Origin of the sequence: Massilia sp. CFBP9012 (assembly GCF_034045115.1) — a bacterium.
In the GTDB taxonomy this organism is placed as follows: Bacteria; Pseudomonadota; Gammaproteobacteria; order Burkholderiales; family Burkholderiaceae_D; genus Telluria.
The window spans coordinates 184409-203499 of record NZ_JAXCWM010000005.1 but is presented as its reverse complement, the minus strand read 5'-3'; the positions used below and the strand labels follow the sequence as shown (position 1 = coordinate 203499).

At 66.1% G+C, this 19091-nt stretch carries 15 protein-coding genes; 10 read left to right on the top strand and 5 right to left on the bottom strand.

Translation table 11 applies throughout. The features are described from left to right. Positions 1 to 15 precede the first annotated feature (15 nt). Complete coding sequence (locus SOM61_RS09990; RefSeq protein WP_320473945.1) at positions 16 to 318, bottom strand: DUF6916 family protein; 303 nt, start codon at positions 316 to 318, stop codon at positions 16 to 18. 74 nt (positions 319 to 392) lie between these two features. Here SOM61_RS09990 and SOM61_RS09985 point away from each other — a divergent pair, with 74 nt between their 5' ends. The 4 genes from SOM61_RS09985 (at position 393) to SOM61_RS09970 (ending at position 3364) form a co-directional block, all read left to right on the top strand. Then, positions 393 to 875 (top strand): GNAT family N-acetyltransferase, encoded by a 483-nt coding sequence (locus SOM61_RS09985; protein WP_320473944.1) that lies wholly within the window; start codon positions 393 to 395, stop codon positions 873 to 875. Further along, positions 872 to 1591: an aspartyl/asparaginyl beta-hydroxylase domain-containing protein gene (locus SOM61_RS09980; RefSeq protein WP_320473943.1), complete on the top strand. Its 720-nt coding sequence runs from the start codon at positions 872 to 874 to the stop codon at positions 1589 to 1591. Before SOM61_RS09985 ends, SOM61_RS09980 begins: the two co-directional genes overlap by 4 nt. 126 nt (positions 1592 to 1717) lie before the next feature. Then, positions 1718 to 2389, top strand: a complete 672-nt coding sequence (locus tag SOM61_RS09975; protein ID WP_320473942.1) for a phage tail protein — start codon at positions 1718 to 1720, stop codon at positions 2387 to 2389. 3 nt (positions 2390 to 2392) lie between these two features. Continuing rightward, on the top strand, positions 2393 to 3364 hold the full coding sequence (locus SOM61_RS09970; RefSeq protein WP_320473941.1) for a hypothetical protein: 972 nt from the start codon (positions 2393 to 2395) through the stop codon (positions 3362 to 3364). Between the two features lie 17 nt (positions 3365 to 3381). Here SOM61_RS09970 and SOM61_RS09965 read toward each other — a convergent pair whose 3' ends face one another. Both SOM61_RS09965 and SOM61_RS09960 read right to left on the bottom strand, forming a co-directional pair. Next, on the bottom strand, positions 3382 to 10527 hold the full coding sequence (locus tag SOM61_RS09965; protein WP_320473940.1) for an Ig-like domain-containing protein: 7146 nt from the start codon (positions 10525 to 10527) through the stop codon (positions 3382 to 3384). Further along, complete coding sequence (locus tag SOM61_RS09960; protein WP_320473939.1) at positions 10524 to 11387, bottom strand: sulfotransferase; 864 nt, start codon at positions 11385 to 11387, stop codon at positions 10524 to 10526. Before SOM61_RS09960 ends, SOM61_RS09965 begins: the two co-directional genes overlap by 4 nt. 270 nt (positions 11388 to 11657) lie before the next feature. Here SOM61_RS09960 and SOM61_RS09955 point away from each other — a divergent pair, with 270 nt between their 5' ends. Next, positions 11658 to 13682, top strand: coding sequence for a S9 family peptidase (locus SOM61_RS09955; RefSeq protein WP_320473938.1), 2025 nt, complete (start codon positions 11658 to 11660; stop codon positions 13680 to 13682). 12 nt (positions 13683 to 13694) lie between these two features. Here SOM61_RS09955 and cysC read toward each other — a convergent pair whose 3' ends face one another. Continuing rightward, positions 13695 to 14291: an adenylyl-sulfate kinase gene (gene cysC / locus SOM61_RS09950; protein WP_320473937.1), complete on the bottom strand. Its 597-nt coding sequence runs from the start codon at positions 14289 to 14291 to the stop codon at positions 13695 to 13697. A gap of 4 nt (positions 14292 to 14295) precedes the next feature. Continuing rightward, a complete protein-coding gene (gene purM / locus SOM61_RS09945) occupies positions 14296 to 15339 on the bottom strand; it encodes a phosphoribosylformylglycinamidine cyclo-ligase (RefSeq protein ID WP_320473936.1) in 1044 nt (347 codons plus the stop codon). A 168-nt stretch (positions 15340 to 15507) separates the two neighbouring features. Between purM and hda the strand changes: the two genes are divergently transcribed. The 5 genes from hda to SOM61_RS09920 are packed head-to-tail and all read left to right on the top strand — an operon-like array spanning position 15508 to position 19071. Next, positions 15508 to 16191: a DnaA regulatory inactivator Hda gene (gene hda / locus SOM61_RS09940; RefSeq protein ID WP_320473935.1), complete on the top strand. Its 684-nt coding sequence runs from the start codon at positions 15508 to 15510 to the stop codon at positions 16189 to 16191. Beyond that, positions 16188 to 16862: an HAD family hydrolase gene (locus SOM61_RS09935; protein WP_320473934.1), complete on the top strand. Its 675-nt coding sequence runs from the start codon at positions 16188 to 16190 to the stop codon at positions 16860 to 16862. The genes hda and SOM61_RS09935 overlap by 4 nt, the downstream gene beginning before the upstream one ends. Then, positions 16855 to 18240: a polynucleotide adenylyltransferase PcnB gene (pcnB, locus tag SOM61_RS09930; protein WP_320473933.1), complete on the top strand. Its 1386-nt coding sequence runs from the start codon at positions 16855 to 16857 to the stop codon at positions 18238 to 18240. The genes SOM61_RS09935 and pcnB overlap by 8 nt, the downstream gene beginning before the upstream one ends. Further along, positions 18237 to 18710 (top strand): 2-amino-4-hydroxy-6-hydroxymethyldihydropteridine diphosphokinase, encoded by a 474-nt coding sequence (gene folK / locus SOM61_RS09925; protein ID WP_320473932.1) that lies wholly within the window; start codon positions 18237 to 18239, stop codon positions 18708 to 18710. The genes pcnB and folK overlap by 4 nt, the downstream gene beginning before the upstream one ends. Positions 18711 to 18723: 13 nt before the next feature. Then, the gene (locus SOM61_RS09920) at positions 18724 to 19071 is read left to right on the top strand and encodes a DMT family protein (protein ID WP_005664942.1); all 348 of its coding nucleotides are present in this window, start codon (positions 18724 to 18726) and stop codon (positions 19069 to 19071) included. The last annotated feature ends 20 nt before the right edge of the window (positions 19072 to 19091 follow it).

Sequence of the window (19091 nt, the reverse complement as noted above, 5' to 3'; positions counted from 1 at the left end):
TGCGGCCGCATCCCCTCAGGAGAACAGAATCTGATACTGCGGTCCGCGTCCCGGCGCGCCGGCGCCAGGCAGCACGGGCGCCATGTCCAGCACGTGGGTGCCCAGCTCGGGATGGGCGATCTGGTAGCTGTCATGCGCCAGCACGACATCGGGAGGGCCGTCGAAGATCAGCGACAACGGCGTGCGCAGGTGTTCTGGCAAGCCGCGGCGCGGATGCTCGACGGCTTCGACCAGCTTCAGGGTAAAAGGACCCTGCGAAGTCTGGACGGTGAAGTCCGTGCCGACCAGGGGCTCGAACTGTGCAAGAAAAAAATCCATGGATTGAGCGCCTTGATGGTTGTGGCAACGCGACCATGCAGGCATGATGACGCTGTCTCGTTTCAGAATACCGCATGTATACGCTACCTCACCCCCTGCGCCTGCGCAATGCCGATAGGGACGATGCCGCCTTCGCATGCGCCCTGTACGCGTCGACGCGCGACGACCTGCGCGCCCTGCCACTGCCGCTGGCGATGGTCGACAACCTGATTGCGATGCAGCAGGATGCGCACGAACAGGGCCGCCGCAGCGTCTTTCCCGATGCCGAGGTGCTGATCCTGGAACACGCCGGCGAACCAGCCGGTCGCATCGTGTTCGACGCCACCGGCGCGCACTGGCGCCTGGTCGACCTGGCCTTGCTGCCGGCGCTTCGCGGGCGTGGCCTGGCGCGCGCCGCCCTCCTCGCGTTGCAGCAGCGCGCCGGGTCGCGCGGCGCCAGCATCGGCCTGTCCGTGATGCGCAGCAACGTCACCGCCATCGGCCTGTACCAGCGCACCGGTTTCGCGATCGTGGACAGCGACGAACTGCGCCACGAAATGCGCTGGCAGCCGGCATGAGCGGCGCGCCGGACGACGTCACGCGCTGGCTGCGGCTGGCGCCCGTATTCGACGTCGAGCGCCTGCGCGCCGACCTCGACACCGCACTGGCCCTGCACTGGCAAGCCCATTACAACGACCAGGCCCATCAGGGCAGCTGGACCAGCATCGCATTGCGCTCGAGCAGCGGGCGCCCGGACGACATCCATGCAGGCGACGCGCCTGGCTTCACCGACACGCCGTTGCTGCTGCGCTGCCCTTATCTGCGCCAGGTGATCGACAGTTTCGCCTGCGACAAGCAGTCGGTGCGCCTGATGGCGCTGGACGCGGGGGCGCGCATCAAGCCGCATCGCGATCCGGGCGGCGCCTTCGAAGATGGCCTGGCGCGGCTGCACGTACCGATCGCCACCGATCCGGCCGTACTGTTCACGCTCGACGGCGAAGACGTGCATTTCGGCGCCGGCGCCACCTGGTACATGAACGCCAGTTGCCTGCACGCGGTGCGCAACGACAGTGGGCAGCCGCGCATTCATCTCGTGCTCGACTGCGTGCCCAATCCCTGGCTGCGCACACTGTTCGAGGATGCGGGATGGCGGGCTCCGCCGGGGCCGAAGTATGGCGACCCAGTCATCACCGATGCCAATGTCGATAATGTGATCAGCCAGTTGCGCGCGCTTGGTACACCGGCGGCCGAGGCCATGGCAACCCGGCTAACATACCTGGCTTTAAATTCGTGACTTCAAGGAAACTTCGATGCTAGGATGCTCCAACGCGCATTTGGGCATCGAGCGATGCGCGCCACGAAGCGGCAATACGAACCGCACTACTCTACATGATGTACAAATCTGAAAAAGGGGATGTCAATGGAAGCTTTTATAGGAACGATCATGCCGGTGGCGTTCACGTTCGCACCGCGTGGCTGGATGCTGTGCCAGGGCCAGCTTATCTCCATCCAGCAGAACTCGGCGCTGTTCGCGCTGCTCGGCGTCCAGTATGGTGGCGATGGCGTCAACACCTTCGCCCTGCCCGACCTGCGCGCCCGCACCCTGGTGGGCATGGGCGCGTCGCCGATCGGTATGACCGTGCTTCAGGCGCAGCAATTTGGCACCCCGAATGTGACGGCGAACTCGGCCGGCACGGCCAGCACCATGCTCACCGCCGCAAACCTGCCCCCGCACAATCACACGGTGACGATCGCGGGTGACCAGTTTGGCGCCACGTCGACCCTGCATGCCTGCTCGACCGGCCCAGGCTCTCCCGCTCCGGCGCTGAACAGCGCCCTGGGTGGTTCTGGAGGTGGTAGCGGTGCCGGCAATATTTACGTCACCGGCAAAACCCTAGACGTAGAGATGGACCCGACCAGCGTGACGACCAAGGTGACCGGCAGCGTCACCGCCACCACCAACAACTCCACCGTCGCCCCGACTGCGCTCCAGATTCCTTTCGTCACTCAGGCCACGTTCAGCGTGTTGCAGCCCTCGCTCGGCATGAACTTCATTATCTGCGTCTCTGGCATTTACCCAGCGCGCAACTGAGCGATGACGCAGCCTGGATCGGTACTGAGGCATGACGGCTGGCTGCGCTGGCCCAAGGTCGATCCCGGCACGCTCGATTCGCTGCGCGACTGGTTTCCGGTCGCGCTGGACGGCGACGAAGTCGGCTGGCGATACCTTCCCGGGCGCTTCACGGCGCCCTTTTTCGCCGATACCCTGATCGAGCAGGAACGCGCCGAACGGCGCGTCTGCCACACACCGCATGACTGGCTCGAGCGCACCGGTCCGGCAGTCCCTCCCAGCGTTTTCGTCTTTCACGCGTCGCGCTGCGGCTCGACACTGTTGTCCCAGATGCTGGCCAGCCTGCCGCAATGCGTGGTGCTGTCCGAACCGACCGTCATCGACGATTTCCTCATCCGCTACGGCTCCGCGCCGCCGGAAATCGCCGCGCCCGGCCTGCGCCGGCTGATGGGTGCGCTGGGCCAGCAGCGCCATTCCGAAACCCATGTCATCGTCAAGCTCGACTGCTGGCATATCCGCCACCTGCCGCTGCTGCGGGCCGCCTTTCCCGGCGTGCCGTTCTGGTTCCTGTACCGCGAGCCGCGGGCGATCCTGGCTTCGCATGCGCGCCAGCGCGGCCGGCAGATGGTGCCAGGCCTGGTGTTTCCAGTCGAGTTCGGCGCCGGCCTGGCGCCGGCCGACCTGGACGGCTGGTGCGCGCGCGTGCTCGAGCATATCTTCGGCGCGGCGCGGGAACACGCGCACGAACTGAGACTGCTCGACTACCGGCAGTTGCCGTCTGTCGTATGGGATGAACTGCTGGAAGAACTCGGCATTGCCTGCACGCCGGCCCAGCACCAAGGCTTGCGCACGCGCGCCGCCTTCCACGCCAAGTCGGGGCTGGCGCCGTTCGCCGGCGACCCGGCCCCGCAAACGCCAGCGGCGCCGCATCTGCTCGAGATGCTGGCGCCGCTGTATGCGCAGCTCGAAGCGCTGCGCCTGGGCCGGACGGGCTGAGGCCCGCCTCCCGCCGCTTACACCAGGAAGTCCCAGTCCAGCACACCGCGCTGGTGACCCACCATCTCGGCCGACTCGACGAAACTGGTGGCGACCTGCTCCAGGGTCATGCCGCGCTCCTCCATTGCCGCCCTCCAGAACGCCAGTCCTTCGGCCTCGGCTTCACGGTTGAACAGCGCCTGGTACAGCAAGCCGATATCGTTGGCGGCGTCGCCATTGAAGTCGCCATGCTGCGCCACGCGTTCGCTCGACGCGATCAGTTCCAGCGCGATCGTACCCCAGCTGAGGCCGTTATCGCGGTGGTCGGCCCAGTACTCGAAACCGTACAGGTCGGCCTGGCGGCCGAACACGGTCTGGTACATGCCGGCCAGCGTGTTCAGGCCCGCGCCGTTCTCGACCGCGACATTGCCGTCGCCGAAGCGCAGTTCCTCGACGTTGACCACCAGCGCCTTGGCATCCGGCGCCGCCTTGCTGCTCACGACCAGGTAGCCGTTGTGCGCCTCGATGTCGTAATCGCCGCGCACGCCCGCGAAGCTGGCCGCGTCGCCGCCCTGGCCGCCGTGCAGCGTGGTGACGCCGCTGGCCGCGGCCTGCTGTGCGCTGGCGCGTCCGCTGGCCGAACCCGCATCCACGGGCGCGCCCGCAGCCAAGGTGAGCAGGTCGCTGCCGCCGCCGGCGAACACGCCGTTGTTGTTGCCCGCCAGGACCGTGAAGTGCTGGCTGGCGCCATCGCCGGCCAGGATGGCGCCAACGCTGCCGGTGTACACCGTCGCCGCGCCGACCAGGGCCGCGAAGTCGACATCGACCAGTTCGATGGACGCGCCGTTTGCCAGGCCCGCGGTTTCGATCACCAGCGCGGTGCCTTGGGCCCCGGACGGATTGAAACCGGTCAGGACCAGCGCATCGGTCGTGCCAGGATTGCTGACCGGTTTGACCGTATGCACCAGCAGCGAGCTGTAGCTCAGGCCTTGCAGGAACGAGGTGCCGTTCTGGACCAGATGGCCCTGGTCGTCCGGTGCATGGGTCGGGGTAGCCGCCCTGATCGAGGCGATCAGGAATTCCAGCCCGCTCGCGGCGCCGACGCTGGCGCCGCTCGACGACAAGCCGAAACCTACCGGCAACTGCGCCAGCAACTGGGTCTGGCCACCGCTGGAAGCCAGCGGGATGTCGGCCAGGCTGGCCTGGCCGTCGGTCTCGTTGCGGCTGCCGGTGACGATCGGCACGGCGACCGTGGTGCCGCTCACGCCACCCGGCAGCGTGACCGGCGTGGTCGTGACCGGCATGCCGTCGACCACGGCCGGCGGATTCGGTTGCGGATTCGGGTTGGGGTTTGGATTGGGCTCCGGGTCCGGATTCGATACCGTGACCGTCAACTGGAATGGAGCGCTCTTGACCGACTCGTTGCCGGCCTTGTCATCCTGGGTCACGGTCAGGGCATGGGCGCCGCCGCCCAGCGAGACTTCGATGCTCCACACGCCGTCGGAGTTGGCCTGGCCGGAACCGATCCGCTGGTTGCCGTTGTACAGGTAGACCATGGCGCCCGGATCCGCGCCGCCACCCTCGATGACCTGGGTGGTGCTCTCGGTGCGGCCGTCGCCTTTCTCGCCGGTGTCGCTGCCGGCGGCCAGCTTCGGCACGGCCGGCGCGTCCGGGGCCTTGGTGTCGATCGCCAGCGCCGGCGTCACGCCGTTCGTGCCCAGGTTGCCGGCCAGGTCGGCATAGCTGCTGGCGGCGACCGTGATGCTGGCGTTGCCTTCGAAACCATCGGCCGGCGTGAACGTGGCCGTGCGCGTGGCGCCGCTGCCGCTGATCGCCGACAGGACGCCGCCGCTCACCACCACGTCGCCCGCCGCGCCGTTCCAGGTGAAGGTTGCGCCTGGATCTTCGCTGAACGTGAAGGTGATGGTCGCGCTCTCGCCGCGCTTGACTGCGCTCACATTGCTGGTGATCGTCACGCTCGGCGCCAGGGTGTCGAGACGGTAGTCCCTGGAGTACTCCTCGCCGGCGTTGCCGATGGCGTTGACCACCCGCGCCGCCACGGAATCCTCGCCCGCGAGCAGCGCGGTGCCGATCGACCAATTCTCGGCATCGATGCTCGCGCGGCTCCAGTGCTTGCCGCCGTCGACCGATACTTCGACGTATTCGCCGGCCTTCAGTTGCGCATCGAGCTCGCCGCTGATGATCTGCGCCGCGGTCCTGGTGACCAGGTCGGTCTGGAAGGTGCCGGTATCGGCAGAGAACTTGAGGCTGGTTGCCTTGGTGGTCGGCGCGTCGGTCACGATCTCGAGCTTCAGCGGGGCCGACGCCGGACCGGCATTGCCCGCGGCATCGGTCGCGACCGCGGTGATGTCGTATTTGCCCTGGACCAGCGCGACATCGCTGGCAATGCGCCAGGTGCCGTCGGTCGCGACGACCGATCCGATCTCCCGTTCTCCCGCGAACAGCGTGACCGTGGAGCCGGCTTCGGCCGTGCCGCTGAAGGTCGGGGTAGTGTCGCCGGTGATGTCGTCGTCGTCCTCGCTGCCGGTGTCCGACTCGGCCACCAGGTCGGGGATGGACGGCGCCGCCGGCGCCCTGGTGTCGAGCACCAGCGTCGGCGACAGGCCCGGGCCGCCGTTGTTGCCGGCAGCGTCGACGTAGGCGCCCGCGCCGACCGTGATGCTGGCCGTGGTCGTGTCGACGTTATCGTCCGGCGTGAAGGTGGCGCTGAACGTCAGGCCATCCCGTGTCAGGTCGCCCAGCGTGCCGCCCGAAAGCTGGATGTCGGCCTTGGTAAAGCTGTTGCCCGGATCCTCGCTGAAGGTGAAGGTGATGGTCGCGGTTTCGCCGATCCTGAGCTTGGCGACATCGCTGGTGATGGACAAGGTCGGTGGCGTGAAGTCGATCGTGATCTCGGCACCGGTTGCTGCCGCGCTCTCGTTGCCGGCCGCATCGACCGCGCGCGCGCTGATCGTATGCTTCCCTTCGCCCAGTGCCGCCACCGGCGCGATCGACCATGCGCCATCGACGGCCGTACCAGTGCCGATCACATTGTCCCGTGCGTCATACAGGACCACCGTGGCGCCCGATTCAGCGGTGCCGGTGAAGGTTGGACGGTCGTTGGCCGTGATGCCGTCTCCCGCGACGCCGGTGTCGCTGACGACGGCGAGCACCGGCGCCGAGGGCGCAGCCGGCGCCAGGGTATCGAAGGTCAGCGAGGTCAGCGACGCGGACGCGCTGTCATTGCCGGCCAGGTCGGTGAACAGACCCGCATCGATGGAGATGCTGGCGCTGCCGCCGTTCTGGCTGACGTTCGGGGTGAAGACAGCAGTGCGCTCGAGGCCGCTGCCGCTGACTGCCGACAGTGTGCCGCCAGTCACCGTGATGACCTCGCTGGACAATGTCACTCCCGGATCTTCGCTGAAGGTGAAGGTGATGGTGGCGGTGTCACCGGCCTTGAGCTTGGGCTTGTCGCTCGTGATCTCGACGGTCGGGGCTTCGGTGTCGAGCGTGTATGCGTATTTCCCCACCGGACCGGCATTACCGATCGCATTGATGACGCGTACTTCCACCTCGTGCTCACCTTCTTTCAGGGTCGCGTCCAGGGACCATGTCGTATCGCCGGCCACGGCCTCGGCGTCCCGCCATTTTCCGTCGAGGTAGACCTCGACCTTCTCGCCACTGGCGAGCGCGGCGGAAAGCGTGCCTTCCAGCGTCTGGCTGGCGACGTTCGTGATGCGGTCGCCGCCGATGCCGCTGTCGGCGCTGAGGGTGAACGTCAGGTTTTCCGTGTCCGGCGCCGCGGTGATGATCGTGACGGCGAGCGCGTCCGAGGCAACGCCCTGGTTACCGGCGAGATCAGTCGCCCTGACCGTGAAGTCGTAGTCGCCCCCCTCCAGCGCCTCGTCGACCGTGACGCTCCACTTGCCGTCGGTGTCGGCCTTGCCGCTGCCGACCACGTTCCCATCGGCGTACAGGGTGATGGTCGCGTCTTTCTCGGCGGTGCCGGTGAAGGTGGGCATGGTGACGCCGGTGATATCGTCCTGGTCGTCGTCGCCGCTATCCGATGCCTCGGCCAGGTCCGGCGCGGATGGCTTGCCGGGCGCAGCCGCATCGTATTCGTAGGCATGGCTGAACGCCTCGCCGGCATTGCCGGCGGCGTCGAATACGCGCACCACCAGCGTTCCCGTGCCCGTGATCTGTACGCCGGCGAGCGACCACGCGACGCCGTCCGCATCGATGCCGGCCTGGGTAAAGCTCGCACCGTTATCGATCGAGACGCCGACCCATTCGCCCTGTGCGAGCGGCGCCGTCAGTACGCCGGACACCACCTGGTCCGCTTTGTTGGTCACGAAATCGTCGGCCCGCGCACCGGTGTCGTCCGAGAACTTCACTTTATCGACCTGCGCCGTCGGCGGGGTAAAGTCGATCGTAACCGACGTGCCGCTGGAAGCGACACTGACGTTGCCCGCGACGTCGACCGCCTCGGCGGTGATGGCATGGGTAGCGCCGCCAAGCTGGTTGACCTCGAGCGACCAGCTGCCGTTGGCCGCGGCAACCGTGCTGCCGATGAAATCGCCGTCAGCGTACAGGTTGACCGTGGCGCCGCCTTCGACGCTGCGAGCCACGCCGTAGAAGGTCGGGGTGCGGTCGTTGGTGATCGTATCGACCTTCGATCCGCTATTGCTGTCGGCGTGCAGCAGCGGCGCCTGCGGCTGGTCGGGCGCCACGCGGTCGACCGTGAGCGTCAGCACTGGAGAAGCACCGCCCGTGTTGCCCGCCTTGTCGGTGGCGCGGGCGGTGATCGCGTGCGACCCATGGGCCAGCGGCAGGTCGATCGACCAGCTGCCGTCGAGGTTGGCGGTCGTGCTTGCGCCCGGGATCGCGACGCCGCCGCTGTACAGCGTGATCACGCTGCCGCCTTCGGCGCTGTTGGCTGCGCCGCCGATGGTCTGGGTGACGGCATTGGTGATATTGTCGTTCTTGACGCCGCTATCGCTGCCGGTCGCCAACACTGGCAGCGTCGGCGCGCCCGGCGCAAAGGTGTCGATGACCAGGGAGAGCGGGTTGGAGGCGATGCTGGCGTTGCCGGCCTCATCGCTGGCCACGACGGTGACCTGGTAGCTGGCGCTGGCCAGCACGCTGCTGGTGACGTCCCAGCTGCCGTCGGCATTCGCGGTGGTCTGGCCGATCAGGGTGGCACCGGCGTACACACGCACCGTGGCGAGTCCTTCGACGCTGCCGGCACCGCCAGAGAATGTCGGGGTGCTGTCGCTGGTGATGTTGTCGCCCACGACGCCGGTGTCGCTGGCTGCTTGCAGGACCGGCTGTGCCGGCTTGCCTGGCGCCAGTGTGTCGAAGGTGATCGACGACAAAGAGCCGGCGCCGCCGTTGTTACCGGCTGCGTCCGTGTATCTGCCGGCTTCCACTGTGATGCTGGCCTCGCCGTTATTCACGCCGTCGGTCGGTGTGAAGGTGGCGGTCCAGGACCTGCCATTACCACTATCGGTCAGGTTGCCGAGCGTGCCCCCACTGACCTGGACGTCGCTGCGCTCGAAGCCGTTGACCTGTTCGCTGAACGTGAAGGTGATCACTGCGGTCTGGCCAATCTTGAGCGGACCGGGGACGTTGCTGGAGATGGCCAGCGTCGGCGCCAGGGTATCGATGACGATGGCCTTGCCGCCACCAAGTGAGTCCGCAGTATTCAGGGCAGGCAGGACCAGCGACGCGTCGGCGCCGCCGTTGCTTCCCTTGATGGTGGCGCCGGCTAGGCTGAGCGAACCGGTGCTGAAGTAATTGAGGTCGGTGCTGCTATCGCCGGACTGGATCGTGTATTTGAAGGTCAGGGTATTGCTGCCGCTGCCGCTGTCGTACAGCGCAAGGCGGTCGGTAGCACCAGTCTCGAGCTGCAGGGTCGGAATGCCGCCGGCCACGGTCACAGCCTGGTCGAAGGTAACGGTCACGAAGATGTCCTGGCCAACTCCGTAGGCGCCGTTCGCGTTGGTGGACGAGACGGACGTCACTACCGGCTCCGGCGGACCTGGCGGTTTGATATCGACCAGTTCGAAGTCATCGAACGCGAGGTAGATCATCTTTCCGCCGTTCGACGACGGGTCGGCTTTCACAGTAAGCTTGGAAATCCCGACCAGTCCAACAAAGTTCAATATTTCATACGTGACGTCGCTATCTGATGGGTAATCCGGGGTACTCACCGTCTGGGGGCTGCCTATCGGATTCCCGTTCGCATCGTAGGCGATGAAGATGAGATCCTGGCCCAAGCTGCCAGTCTCATAGTTCGCCACGCGAATGGATTTCGGCGTAAATATCTGTTCATTCTCGAACGAAAAGGAGATGGCGGTCTCGCCCTGAGCACCCAAGTCACTGCTAATGTAACCCTTGTCGTAATTGAAGATACCCTTGGTGAGGCCGTCGATTTTGAGCAAGTAGTCGGCGTCGTTATTTACCCTGTACAAAATATCTATGCCGGGATTGGTTTCGCTGCCGTCACTAGCGAAATTGGCGAAACTCTGAAAATTAATAATGGCCGAAATTCCCGTGCCCGCCAACGTCCGCTGGTAAGACGCCGCCAGTGCCGGATCGACCACTGCCGTGGTGTCGACGTCACCACTCACAATTTCCAATACCCAGTCACCGCCCTGCGCGGCGTCACCAGTCAGGTTGTTCGACGCCGCCACGTCGGCGCCGGTGGCAGCAGCCAGGCTGCCGACCAGCGCAAGGCCCGCATCACCGGCGCCCACATTGCAGCCATACAGCAGGATGTCCCCACCCTCGGCCATGCTGCGGCCGATCGCCTGCAAGTCGGCGGCATGCGCTGACACGTCGGCAGCGCCCAGCATCAGTGAACCGAGGCTGACACTGCCTTGCTGTCCATGCGAGATGACATGCAAGGCATCGATGCCGCTGCGTCCTTCCAGAGCGTCGGCGATCTGGCGCAAGCCATCGCGGGCGGCGTCGAGAATGACGATTTCCTTGTCGGCACCAAAGCCGCGGATCAGCGTGTCGATGTCCGGCACGTCGCGTTCGATGAAGACGATTTCCTTGCGCGCGGCGGCAATTGCCAGTTCCGGTACGGTCTGGCTGAATACGGCAGCGTCAATGGCCGGGTTCGGTGTCGATGCGATGAACAATTCACCGAGGGCGGCCTGCTGGTGTTTGGACGTCATGCTTGCTTTCCTTGTTGTGCGCTCTGCGGCGCGATCACATTGGCGGCGCTGCCGGCCGTATCGGTCCAGAAGGACATCTTGTTGAATCGGTCAAACAGGTCGGGCGGGATGATGGTCTGGCGCGGCTTGTACTCGACCCGCGAGCGCACCTTGTGCAGCCCGGGCGCGCCGAGCCGGACATCGAATTCCTCGGCGTCATACTCCACGTTGTCGAAGTCGTGCGCGAAATGCGGTTCGCCCAGGAAGTCGTAAATCAGCGGCATGACCTTGGCAGGGGCCCTTGCCAACAGCTCGTAGTCGACCAGCAGCAGCGACGACGCATGCTCGCCATAGAAGGCTTCGCGCAGGGCGGCCCAGGGATGGCCGACGGTGCCGTCGTGCTGGCCCAGGCCTTCCAGGCGGCTGGTCACGGTGCCACGCGCACCGGCGCTGCCGAACAGGCGCGTGTGTTCATACGGATTGGCGCGGTACAGGCGTTCGAAGCTGTCCATGATCCAGGCCACGCTGCGCACGCAGGCGATCACTTTCGCCTCTGGAAACAGGTCGCGCACCAGCGGCATGCGCGCGCACCAGGAGCGGCTGGTGTCGAACACGACCTCGCGCCCAGCGTCCTGGTAATAAGAATCGAACAGGCCGCGCAGCAGTGCGCGGCGCTTGTCGCGGCTGACGACGGACGCGAACTCACTGCTGGCGCTGACCTGGCCCAGTACCGCATTGCAGAGCGATGCGACGGGGCTGCTCATGCCGGCATGGAAGCGCGGATTCTGCAGCAGGATGCCCGACAGCAAAGTCGAGCCGGAGCGCGGCAGGCCGGAGATAAAGTGGAACTTGCGCTCCTGAACAGCGATACTTGAAGTCATGAAGAGACGAACGGACGCGGCAGGCGTCCTGTGACCGAAATATCCTTGATGATCCTAGAAAAATAGCTGGGCAGCAACGAATTCTGCATATTCAGAAGTCGTTTTTTGCAAGTTCGGTACGATTTTGTTGGTTTTTGTACCGACCTATCAATTTCGTCAGGTGACAAAGTATCAAGGCGTGAGGATTGATGAGATTTTTCCCTGGTAGCAAATGCTAGGCTAGGCCATGCCATCACCGGCCCTATAAAAACAATCTTTTCACGGAAAAACATGTCTGTATTTACCCGCGCCGCATGCGCCGTCGCCCTGGCCGCCTCTGCCCTGTGCGCTGTGCCTGCAACCCTGGCCCAGGCGCCGGCCACCGCCACGCCGCCACCGATCTCCGCCTTCTTCGCCAATGCCGCCTTCGGCGGCGCCAAGCTGTCGCCCGACGCCCGCCACCTGGCGGCGCGCTCGTCCACCAAGGGCCAGCGCGACTTCCTGGTCGTGGTCGACCTGCAGAACAACAGCGGCAAGATCGTCGCCTCGTACAACGATGCCGACGTCGGCGATTTCGAGTGGGTCAACAACGAGCGCCTGATCTTCAATACCCGCGACCGCAACGTCGGCCTGGGCGACACCACCAAGGCGCCCGGCCTGTACGCGGTGGACCGCGACGGCGCGCAATTCGTGCAACTGGCCGAGCGCACCGGCGGCGGCCTCGTCACCGCCAGCCCCAAGGGCCGGCGGCTGCTGCCCTGGCATACCTATATGCTGGGCCAGCGTGGCGCCCAGGATTCGGACCACGTCTACGTAATCAGCCCGGTGCTGGACATGAAGCGCGAAGTCCGTTACGTGAATCTGCTGCGCCTGAATACCCGCACCGGTTCGACCCAGGCCGTGCCGCGTCCGGGCAACGCCAAAGGCTGGCTGCTCGACCACAAGGGCGAGCCGCGCCTGGCCAGCACCAGCGAGGACGGCCGCATCACCCTGCATTACCGCGAGCCCGGCGACGGCAGCTGGCGCGAGCTGGCCAGCTACGCGAGTTTCGGCGATGGCCAGAACATGGTCCAGCCGGTCGGCTTCGGCCCGGACGGCACGCTGTACGTGGTAGCGCGCGGCGGCAGCAAGTTCACCTCGCTGTACGCCTACGATGTGGCCACCCGCAAGCTCGGCGCCGAGCCGCTGCTGAGCGCGGCCGGCTACGACATCGACGGCAGCCTGGTGGTCAACCGCGACAAGATCCTGGGCATGACGCTACGCACCGATGCGGTCTCGAACGAATGGTTCGATGCGGGCATGAAAACCCTGCAGGCAGCCGTCGACAAGGCGCTGCCGGCCACCATCAACGTCTTGTCGGTGCCGGCCCAGGCCGATTCGCCGTGGGCGCTGGTGGCCTCGTATTCGGACCGGATTCCGGCTGTCTACCACCTGTACAACCGCCAGACCGGGCAAGTGAACAAGGTCGCCGACACCCGCCCCGGCATCGTTCCCGCGCAGATGGCCCGCCAGGAATTCGTGCGCTACAAGGCGCGCGACGGACTCGAGATTCCCGCCCTGCTGACCCTGCCCGCCGGCGCCAAGCCCGGCGGCCTGCCGCTGGTGGTGCTGGTGCACGGCGGCCCTTATGTGCGCGGCAAATCCTGGGGCTGGGACCCGGAATCGCAGTTCCTGGCCTCGCGCGGCTACGCGGTGCTCGAGCCAGAATTTCGCGGCAGCACGGGCTTCGGCGCCCACCACTTCCAGGCCGGCCTGAAGCAATGGGGACTCAGGATGCAGGACGATCTCGCCGACGGCGCGCGCTGGGCGATCGCCAAGGGCATCGTCGATCCGCAGCGCATCTGCATCGCCGGCCCCAGCTACGGCGGCTATGCCACCCTGATGGGCCTGGTCAACGATCCCGATCTGTACAAGTGCGGGATCAACTGGGTCGGCGTCACCGACCTGGGACTGCTGTTCGACAATGGCTGGGTGTACAGCTCGGATGCGACCGACGAGTTGAAGGCCTACACGCTGCCGCAGATGCTGGGCGACCCGGTCAAGGACGCGGAGCGCTTCAAGGCGACCTCGCCGATCCAGCAGGCGGCGCGCATCACGCGGCCGCTGCTGCTGGCCTACGGCGGGGTCGACGAGCGGGTGCCGCTCAACCACGGCACGCAGTTGCGCGACGCGGTCATGCGCACCAACCAGCAGGTCGAATGGGTCCAGTATCCGGAAGAAGGCCACGGCTGGGCACTGGAAAAGAACCGCATCGATTTCTATACGCGGGTCGAGAAATTCCTCGACAAGCACATCGGCAGCGGCGCCGCGCGCTGACCGGACGCGCGTTCAGGCGGCGCCGATGATTCCGCGCCGCGCGAGTTCTTCCAGGAGCCTGGCGACTTCCTCGCCCACCGTCGAGGCGGCGCTGTCGACCAGCACCTCGGGCGCTTCCGGCGCCTCGTAGGGCGAGGATACGCCGGTGAATTCCGGCAGCTGCCCGGCGCGCGCCTTGCGATACAGCCCTTTGGGGTCGCGCTGTTCGCATACGGCGAGCGGGCAGCGGCAATACACTTCAATGAAGTGCGGCGCCGGCACCAGCGCGCGGGCGCGCTGCCGGTCGGCACGCAGCGGAGAAATGGCGGACACCAGCACGATCTGGCCGCTCTGGCAGAACAGGCGCGCGACCTCGCCGATGCGGCGGATGTTTTCGGAACGTTCGGGGAGAGAGAAACCGAGGTCGGCGCACAGGCCGCCCCGCACCTTGTCACCGTCGAGCACGAACACACTGCAGCCGCGTTCGAACAGGGCGCGCTCAAGGGCTTCGGCCAGGGTGGTCTTGCCGGCGCCGGAAAGACCCGTGATCCAGACCACCGCGCCGCGGTGGCCGGTCCGCAAGCGCCGCTCCTCGTCGGTGACGGCGGCCGGCGTTGCGGGGAACGTCATGCGCTTACAGGACGATGGTCTGCGCCTGGCCTTCTTCGCGGGCGCGGATCTCGCCGATGCGGTACACGGTCTCGCCGGCCGCTTCCAGCTGGGCGAACGCCGCATCGGCGTTTTCTTTCGAGACGATCACGGTCATGCCGATGCCGCAGTTGAACACACGGTGCATCTCGGCATCGGCCACGCCGCCGTGCTGCTGCAGCCACTTGAACAGCGGCGGCATGGTCCACGACGACGCGTCCAGCACCGCGGTGAGCTTATCCTGCAGCACGCGCGGGATGTTCTCGACCAGGCCGCCGCCGGTGATGTGCACCAGGCCCTTCACTTCCATCGACGCCATCAGCGCCAGCAGCGGCTTGACGTAGAGGCGGGTTGGCGCCATCAGCACGTCGGACAGCTTGCGGCCGTGGAAATCGGATTCGAGGTCGGGCTTGGCCACTTGAATAATCTTGCGCACCAGCGAGTAGCCGTTGGAGTGGATGCCCGACGACGCCAGGCCCAGCACCACGTCGCCCGGGATGATCTTGCTGCCGTCGATGATCTGCGATTTTTCGACTGCGCCGACGGCGAAGCCGGCCAGGTCGTATTCGCCGTCAGGGTACATGCCCGGCATTTCGGCGGTTTCGCCGCCCAGCAGGGCGCAGCCCGACTCTTCGCAGCCCTTGGCGATGCCCGAGACAACGGCGGTGGCGGTGGCCACGTCCAGCTTGCCGCAAGCAAAGTAATCGAGGAAGAACAGCGGCTCGGCGCCCTGCACCAGGATGTCGTTGACGCTCATGGCGACCAGGTCGATGCCGACCGTGTCGTGACGGTTCAGCTCGAACGCCAGCTTGAGCTTGGTGCCCACGCCGTCAGTACCCGAGACCAGGACCGGTTCCTTGAACTTCTTGCTGATCTCAAACAGACCGCCGAAGCCGCCGATCCCGCCCAGCACGCCTTCGCGCATGGTGCGCTTGGCGAGCGGCTTGATGGCTTCGACCAGGGCGTCACCGGCATCGATGTCGACACCCGCGTCGCGGTAGGAGAGAGAAACATTAGATGGTTGGCTCATGGTATTTGGCAGCGGAGGCGGTAAAATAGGAGGCGACCGGCAAAACTGGTCAATCCACTATTTTAGCAAAACGGTTCCCCTCATAAGCCGTTTAACGAATATAACATCGAAACTTGACCTTACTGGCATGCCATTTTCCCCCACGTCAGGCATGAAACGGCCCACGCCATGAAACAGCTGGTGCTCGATTTAGGCGCCGAACCGGCCCAGAGCCTCGACACCTTCCAGGTGGGGGCGAATGCCGAGATGGCGCACCTGATGCACCTGTTCGCCGAGCGCAGCTCGCGTGAACACTTCGCCTATCTGTGGGGCGACACCGGCGCCGGCAAGACCCACCTGCTGCACGGGCTGGCGGCCAGCCCCGGCGCGCGCTATATCGCGGCCGACGCGCCCGCCGCCTCCTTTTTGCACGCGCCGGATGTCACGCTCTACCTGCTCGACGATTGCGACCGCCTGAGCCCGCAGCGCCAGATCGACGCCTTCGCCCTGTTCAACCAGATCCGCGAGCACGGCGCCTACATGGTCTGCACCGGCCCGGTGCCGCCGGCGGTGCTGGGGGTGCGCGAAGACCTGCGCACGCGCATGGGCTGGGGCCTGGTGTACCAGATCCACGGCCTGTCGGACGACCAGAAGATCGCGGCGCTCACGCACGCCGCCGAGGCGCGCGGTTTGACCTTGTCGGCCAGCGTGTTACCCTATTTGTTGTCTCATTTCAAACGCGACATGCGTTCCCTGTCGACCATGCTGGACGCGCTGGACCAGTATTCGCTCGAAACCCAGCGCCCGGTCACGCTGCCCCTGCTGCGCGACCTGCTGTTGCAAGAGAACCTGCCGCTTGAACCCAAAGAATGAAAAACCTTGCCCTGTTTGACCTCGACCACACCCTGCTGCCGCTCGATTCGGACCACGAATGGGGCGAATTCCTGGCGCGGGTCGGCGCGGTCGACGGCGCTGCCTACCGCGCCCGCAACGACGCCTTCTTCGCCCAGTACAACGCCGGCGTGCTCGATCCGGTCGAATACCTCGAGTTCGCGCTCGGCACCCTGGCGAGCTTTCCGCGCCTGGAGCTCGAGGCCTTGCACGCACGTTACATGCGCGAAGTGATCGAGCCAGCGATCAAGCCGCAAGCCCTGAAGCTGGTGCGCGAGCACCAGGACGCCGGCGACCTGGTGGCGATCATCACCGCCACCAACCACTACATCACGGCGCCGATCGCGGCCGCCTTCGGCGTCGAGCACCATATCGCGGCCATGCCCGAACGCGACGCCGCCGGCAAGCTCACCGGCCGCCTGGCGGGCACCCCGACCTCGGGCCCAGGCAAGATCACGCATATGCACGCCTGGCTGGAGCGCCTGGGGCAGCCGTTCGGCAGCTTCGGCCGCAGCCATTTCTACAGCGATTCGCACAACGACATTCCGCTGCTGTCCATCGTCTCCCATCCGGTCGCGACCAATCCGAGCGCCGCGCTCGCGAGCCACGCGCAGCAACAGGGCTGGCCAACCATCCAACTATTCAATGATTAAAAAATTCATCCGTAAAATCCTGGGTGTGAAAGACCAGCGCGACGCAACCGAACCGACCATCCTCGGCCCGGAAGAACATGGCATCGACCCCAAGAACGTCTCGTCCAACGCGATCCGGGTCACGCAAACCCTGCAGGAAGCCGGCTTCAAGGCCTTCGTGGTCGGCGGCGCCGTGCGCGACCTGCTGCTGGGCGTGAAGCCCAAGGACTTCGACATCGCCACCGACGCCACGCCCGAACAGGTCAAGAAGCTGTTCCGGCGCGCCTTCATCATCGGGCGCCGGTTCCAGATCGTGCACGTGATGTTCGGCCAGGACCTGCTGGAGGTGACCACCTTCCGCGGCAACGGCAGCGACAACGCGCCGAAGGACGAACACGGCCGCGTCCTGCGCGACAACAGCTTCGGTCCACAACATGAAGACGCGGCGCGCCGCGACTTCACCATCAACGCCATGTACTACGACCCGGCCAGCCAATCGGTGCTGGACTACCACGGCGGCATGGAAGACATCCGCGCCAAGCTGCTGCGCATCATCGGCATGCCGGAAGCGCGCTACCGCGAAGACCCGGTGCGCATGCTGCGCGTGGTGCGCTTCGCGGCCAAGCTGGGCTTCACGATCGAGCCGACCACGCGCGCGCCGATCCCCGTCATGGCCCCGCTGATCGACAATGTGCCGGCGGCGCGCGTGTTCGACGAGATGCTCAAGCTGCTGCTGTCGGGCCACGCCCTGGCCTGCCTCAAGGAGCTGCGCTCGGCCGGCCTGCACCATGGCCTGCTGCCGCTGCTGGACGTGGTGCTGGAGCAGCCGATCGGCATGAAGTTCGTGACCCTGGCCCTGGACTCCACCGATGCGCGCGTCAAGGCCGGCAAGGGTGTGTCGCCCGGCTTCCTGTTCGCGTCGCTGCTGTGGCACCAGGTGCTGGAAAAATGGACCGCCTACCGCGCCGCCGGCGAAGCGCCGATCCCCGCGCTGCACCTGGCGGCCGACGCCGTGCTGGAAACGCAAACCGAGAACCTGGCCCTGCAGCGCCGCATCGCCACCGATATGCGCGACATCTGGGCCATGCAGCCGCGCTTCGAGCGCCGCGCCGGCCGCGCGCCGTACAAGCTGCTGGAACACCCGCGCTTCCGCGCCGGCTACGACTTCCTGCTGCTGCGCTGCGCCTCGGGCGAACTGCCGGCCGAAGTCGGCGAATGGTGGACCGAGTTCTATGCGGCCGAAGGCGGCGACCGCGAGCGCCTGGTGGTCGAAGCCAGCACACGCGAGCGCGAAGGTGGCGCCAATGGCGCGCCGAAGAAGCGCCGTCCGCGCCGTGGTCCGCGCAAATCCGGTGGCGAAGGCAGCCCGGCGCCGGCAGCAGGCGGCGGCGAGGAATGATCGCCTGGGTCGGGATCGGCGCCAACCTGGGCGACGCCCAGGCGAACGTGCTCGACGCGCTGGCGCGCCTGGCGCGGATGGGTGGCAGCACGCTGCTGCACACCTCGAGCCTGTACCGCACCGCCCCGATCGATTCCAGCGGCGACGACTACATCAATGCCGTGGCCTGCATCGACACCAGCCTGGCCCTGCACGACCTGCTCGCCGCGCTGCAAGCCATCGAGCAGGCCCATGGCCGCGAGCGGCCCTACCACAACGCGCCGCGCACGCTCGACCTCGACCTGCTGCTGTACGGCGACGAGGTCATCGTCAGCCCGACCCTGACAGTGCCGCATCCGCGCATGCATGAACGCGCCTTCGTGCTGCAACCGCTGCTCGAAATCGCACCCGACATCGACATTCCCGGCCACGGCCCGGCGCGCAATTTCGCGGCGCTGGTGGCCGGCCAGACCATCGCCAAGCTCGCGTAGGAAAGCGCACGCCATGAACCTGCCCGTCTGGGCCCAGACCACGGGCCTCCTGATCCTGTCGAACGTCTTCATGACCTTCGCCTGGTACGGCCACCTGAAAGGCCTGCAGCACCGCGCCTGGTACGTGGCGGCCCTGATCAGCTGGGGCATCGCGCTGTTCGAATACCTGCTGCAGGTGCCGGCCAACCGCATCGGCCACACCCAGTTCTCGCTGGCCCAGCTCAAGATCATGCAAGAGGCGATCACCCTGACCGTGTTCGTGCCGTTCGCGATGTTCTACATGAACGAACCGTTCAAGCTGGACTACGTCTGGGCGGGCCTGTGCCTGGTCGGCGCCGTCTACTTCATCTTCCGTTCATGACCATTTGCCTGCAGCTTCGC

Coding starts and splice junctions, on each gene's coding strand:
- SOM61_RS09920 (WP_005664942.1), top strand. CDS start 18,724: ATGAACCTGCCCGTCTGGGCCCAGACCACGGGCCTCCTGATCCTGTCG.
- SOM61_RS09980 (WP_320473943.1), top strand. CDS start 872: ATGAGCGGCGCGCCGGACGACGTCACGCGCTGGCTGCGGCTGGCGCCC.
- hda (WP_320473935.1), top strand. CDS start 15,508: ATGAAACAGCTGGTGCTCGATTTAGGCGCCGAACCGGCCCAGAGCCTC.
- cysC (WP_320473937.1), bottom strand. CDS start 14,291: ATGACGTTCCCCGCAACGCCGGCCGCCGTCACCGACGAGGAGCGGCGC.
- SOM61_RS09970 (WP_320473941.1), top strand. CDS start 2,393: ATGACGCAGCCTGGATCGGTACTGAGGCATGACGGCTGGCTGCGCTGG.
- SOM61_RS09955 (WP_320473938.1), top strand. CDS start 11,658: ATGTCTGTATTTACCCGCGCCGCATGCGCCGTCGCCCTGGCCGCCTCT.
- pcnB (WP_320473933.1), top strand. CDS start 16,855: ATGATTAAAAAATTCATCCGTAAAATCCTGGGTGTGAAAGACCAGCGC.
- SOM61_RS09975 (WP_320473942.1), top strand. CDS start 1,718: ATGGAAGCTTTTATAGGAACGATCATGCCGGTGGCGTTCACGTTCGCA.
- SOM61_RS09965 (WP_320473940.1), bottom strand. CDS start 10,527: ATGACGTCCAAACACCAGCAGGCCGCCCTCGGTGAATTGTTCATCGCA.
- SOM61_RS09985 (WP_320473944.1), top strand. CDS start 393: ATGTATACGCTACCTCACCCCCTGCGCCTGCGCAATGCCGATAGGGAC.
- purM (WP_320473936.1), bottom strand. CDS start 15,339: ATGAGCCAACCATCTAATGTTTCTCTCTCCTACCGCGACGCGGGTGTC.
- SOM61_RS09935 (WP_320473934.1), top strand. CDS start 16,188: ATGAAAAACCTTGCCCTGTTTGACCTCGACCACACCCTGCTGCCGCTC.
- SOM61_RS09960 (WP_320473939.1), bottom strand. CDS start 11,387: ATGACTTCAAGTATCGCTGTTCAGGAGCGCAAGTTCCACTTTATCTCC.
- SOM61_RS09990 (WP_320473945.1), bottom strand. CDS start 318: ATGGATTTTTTTCTTGCACAGTTCGAGCCCCTGGTCGGCACGGACTTC.
- folK (WP_320473932.1), top strand. CDS start 18,237: ATGATCGCCTGGGTCGGGATCGGCGCCAACCTGGGCGACGCCCAGGCG.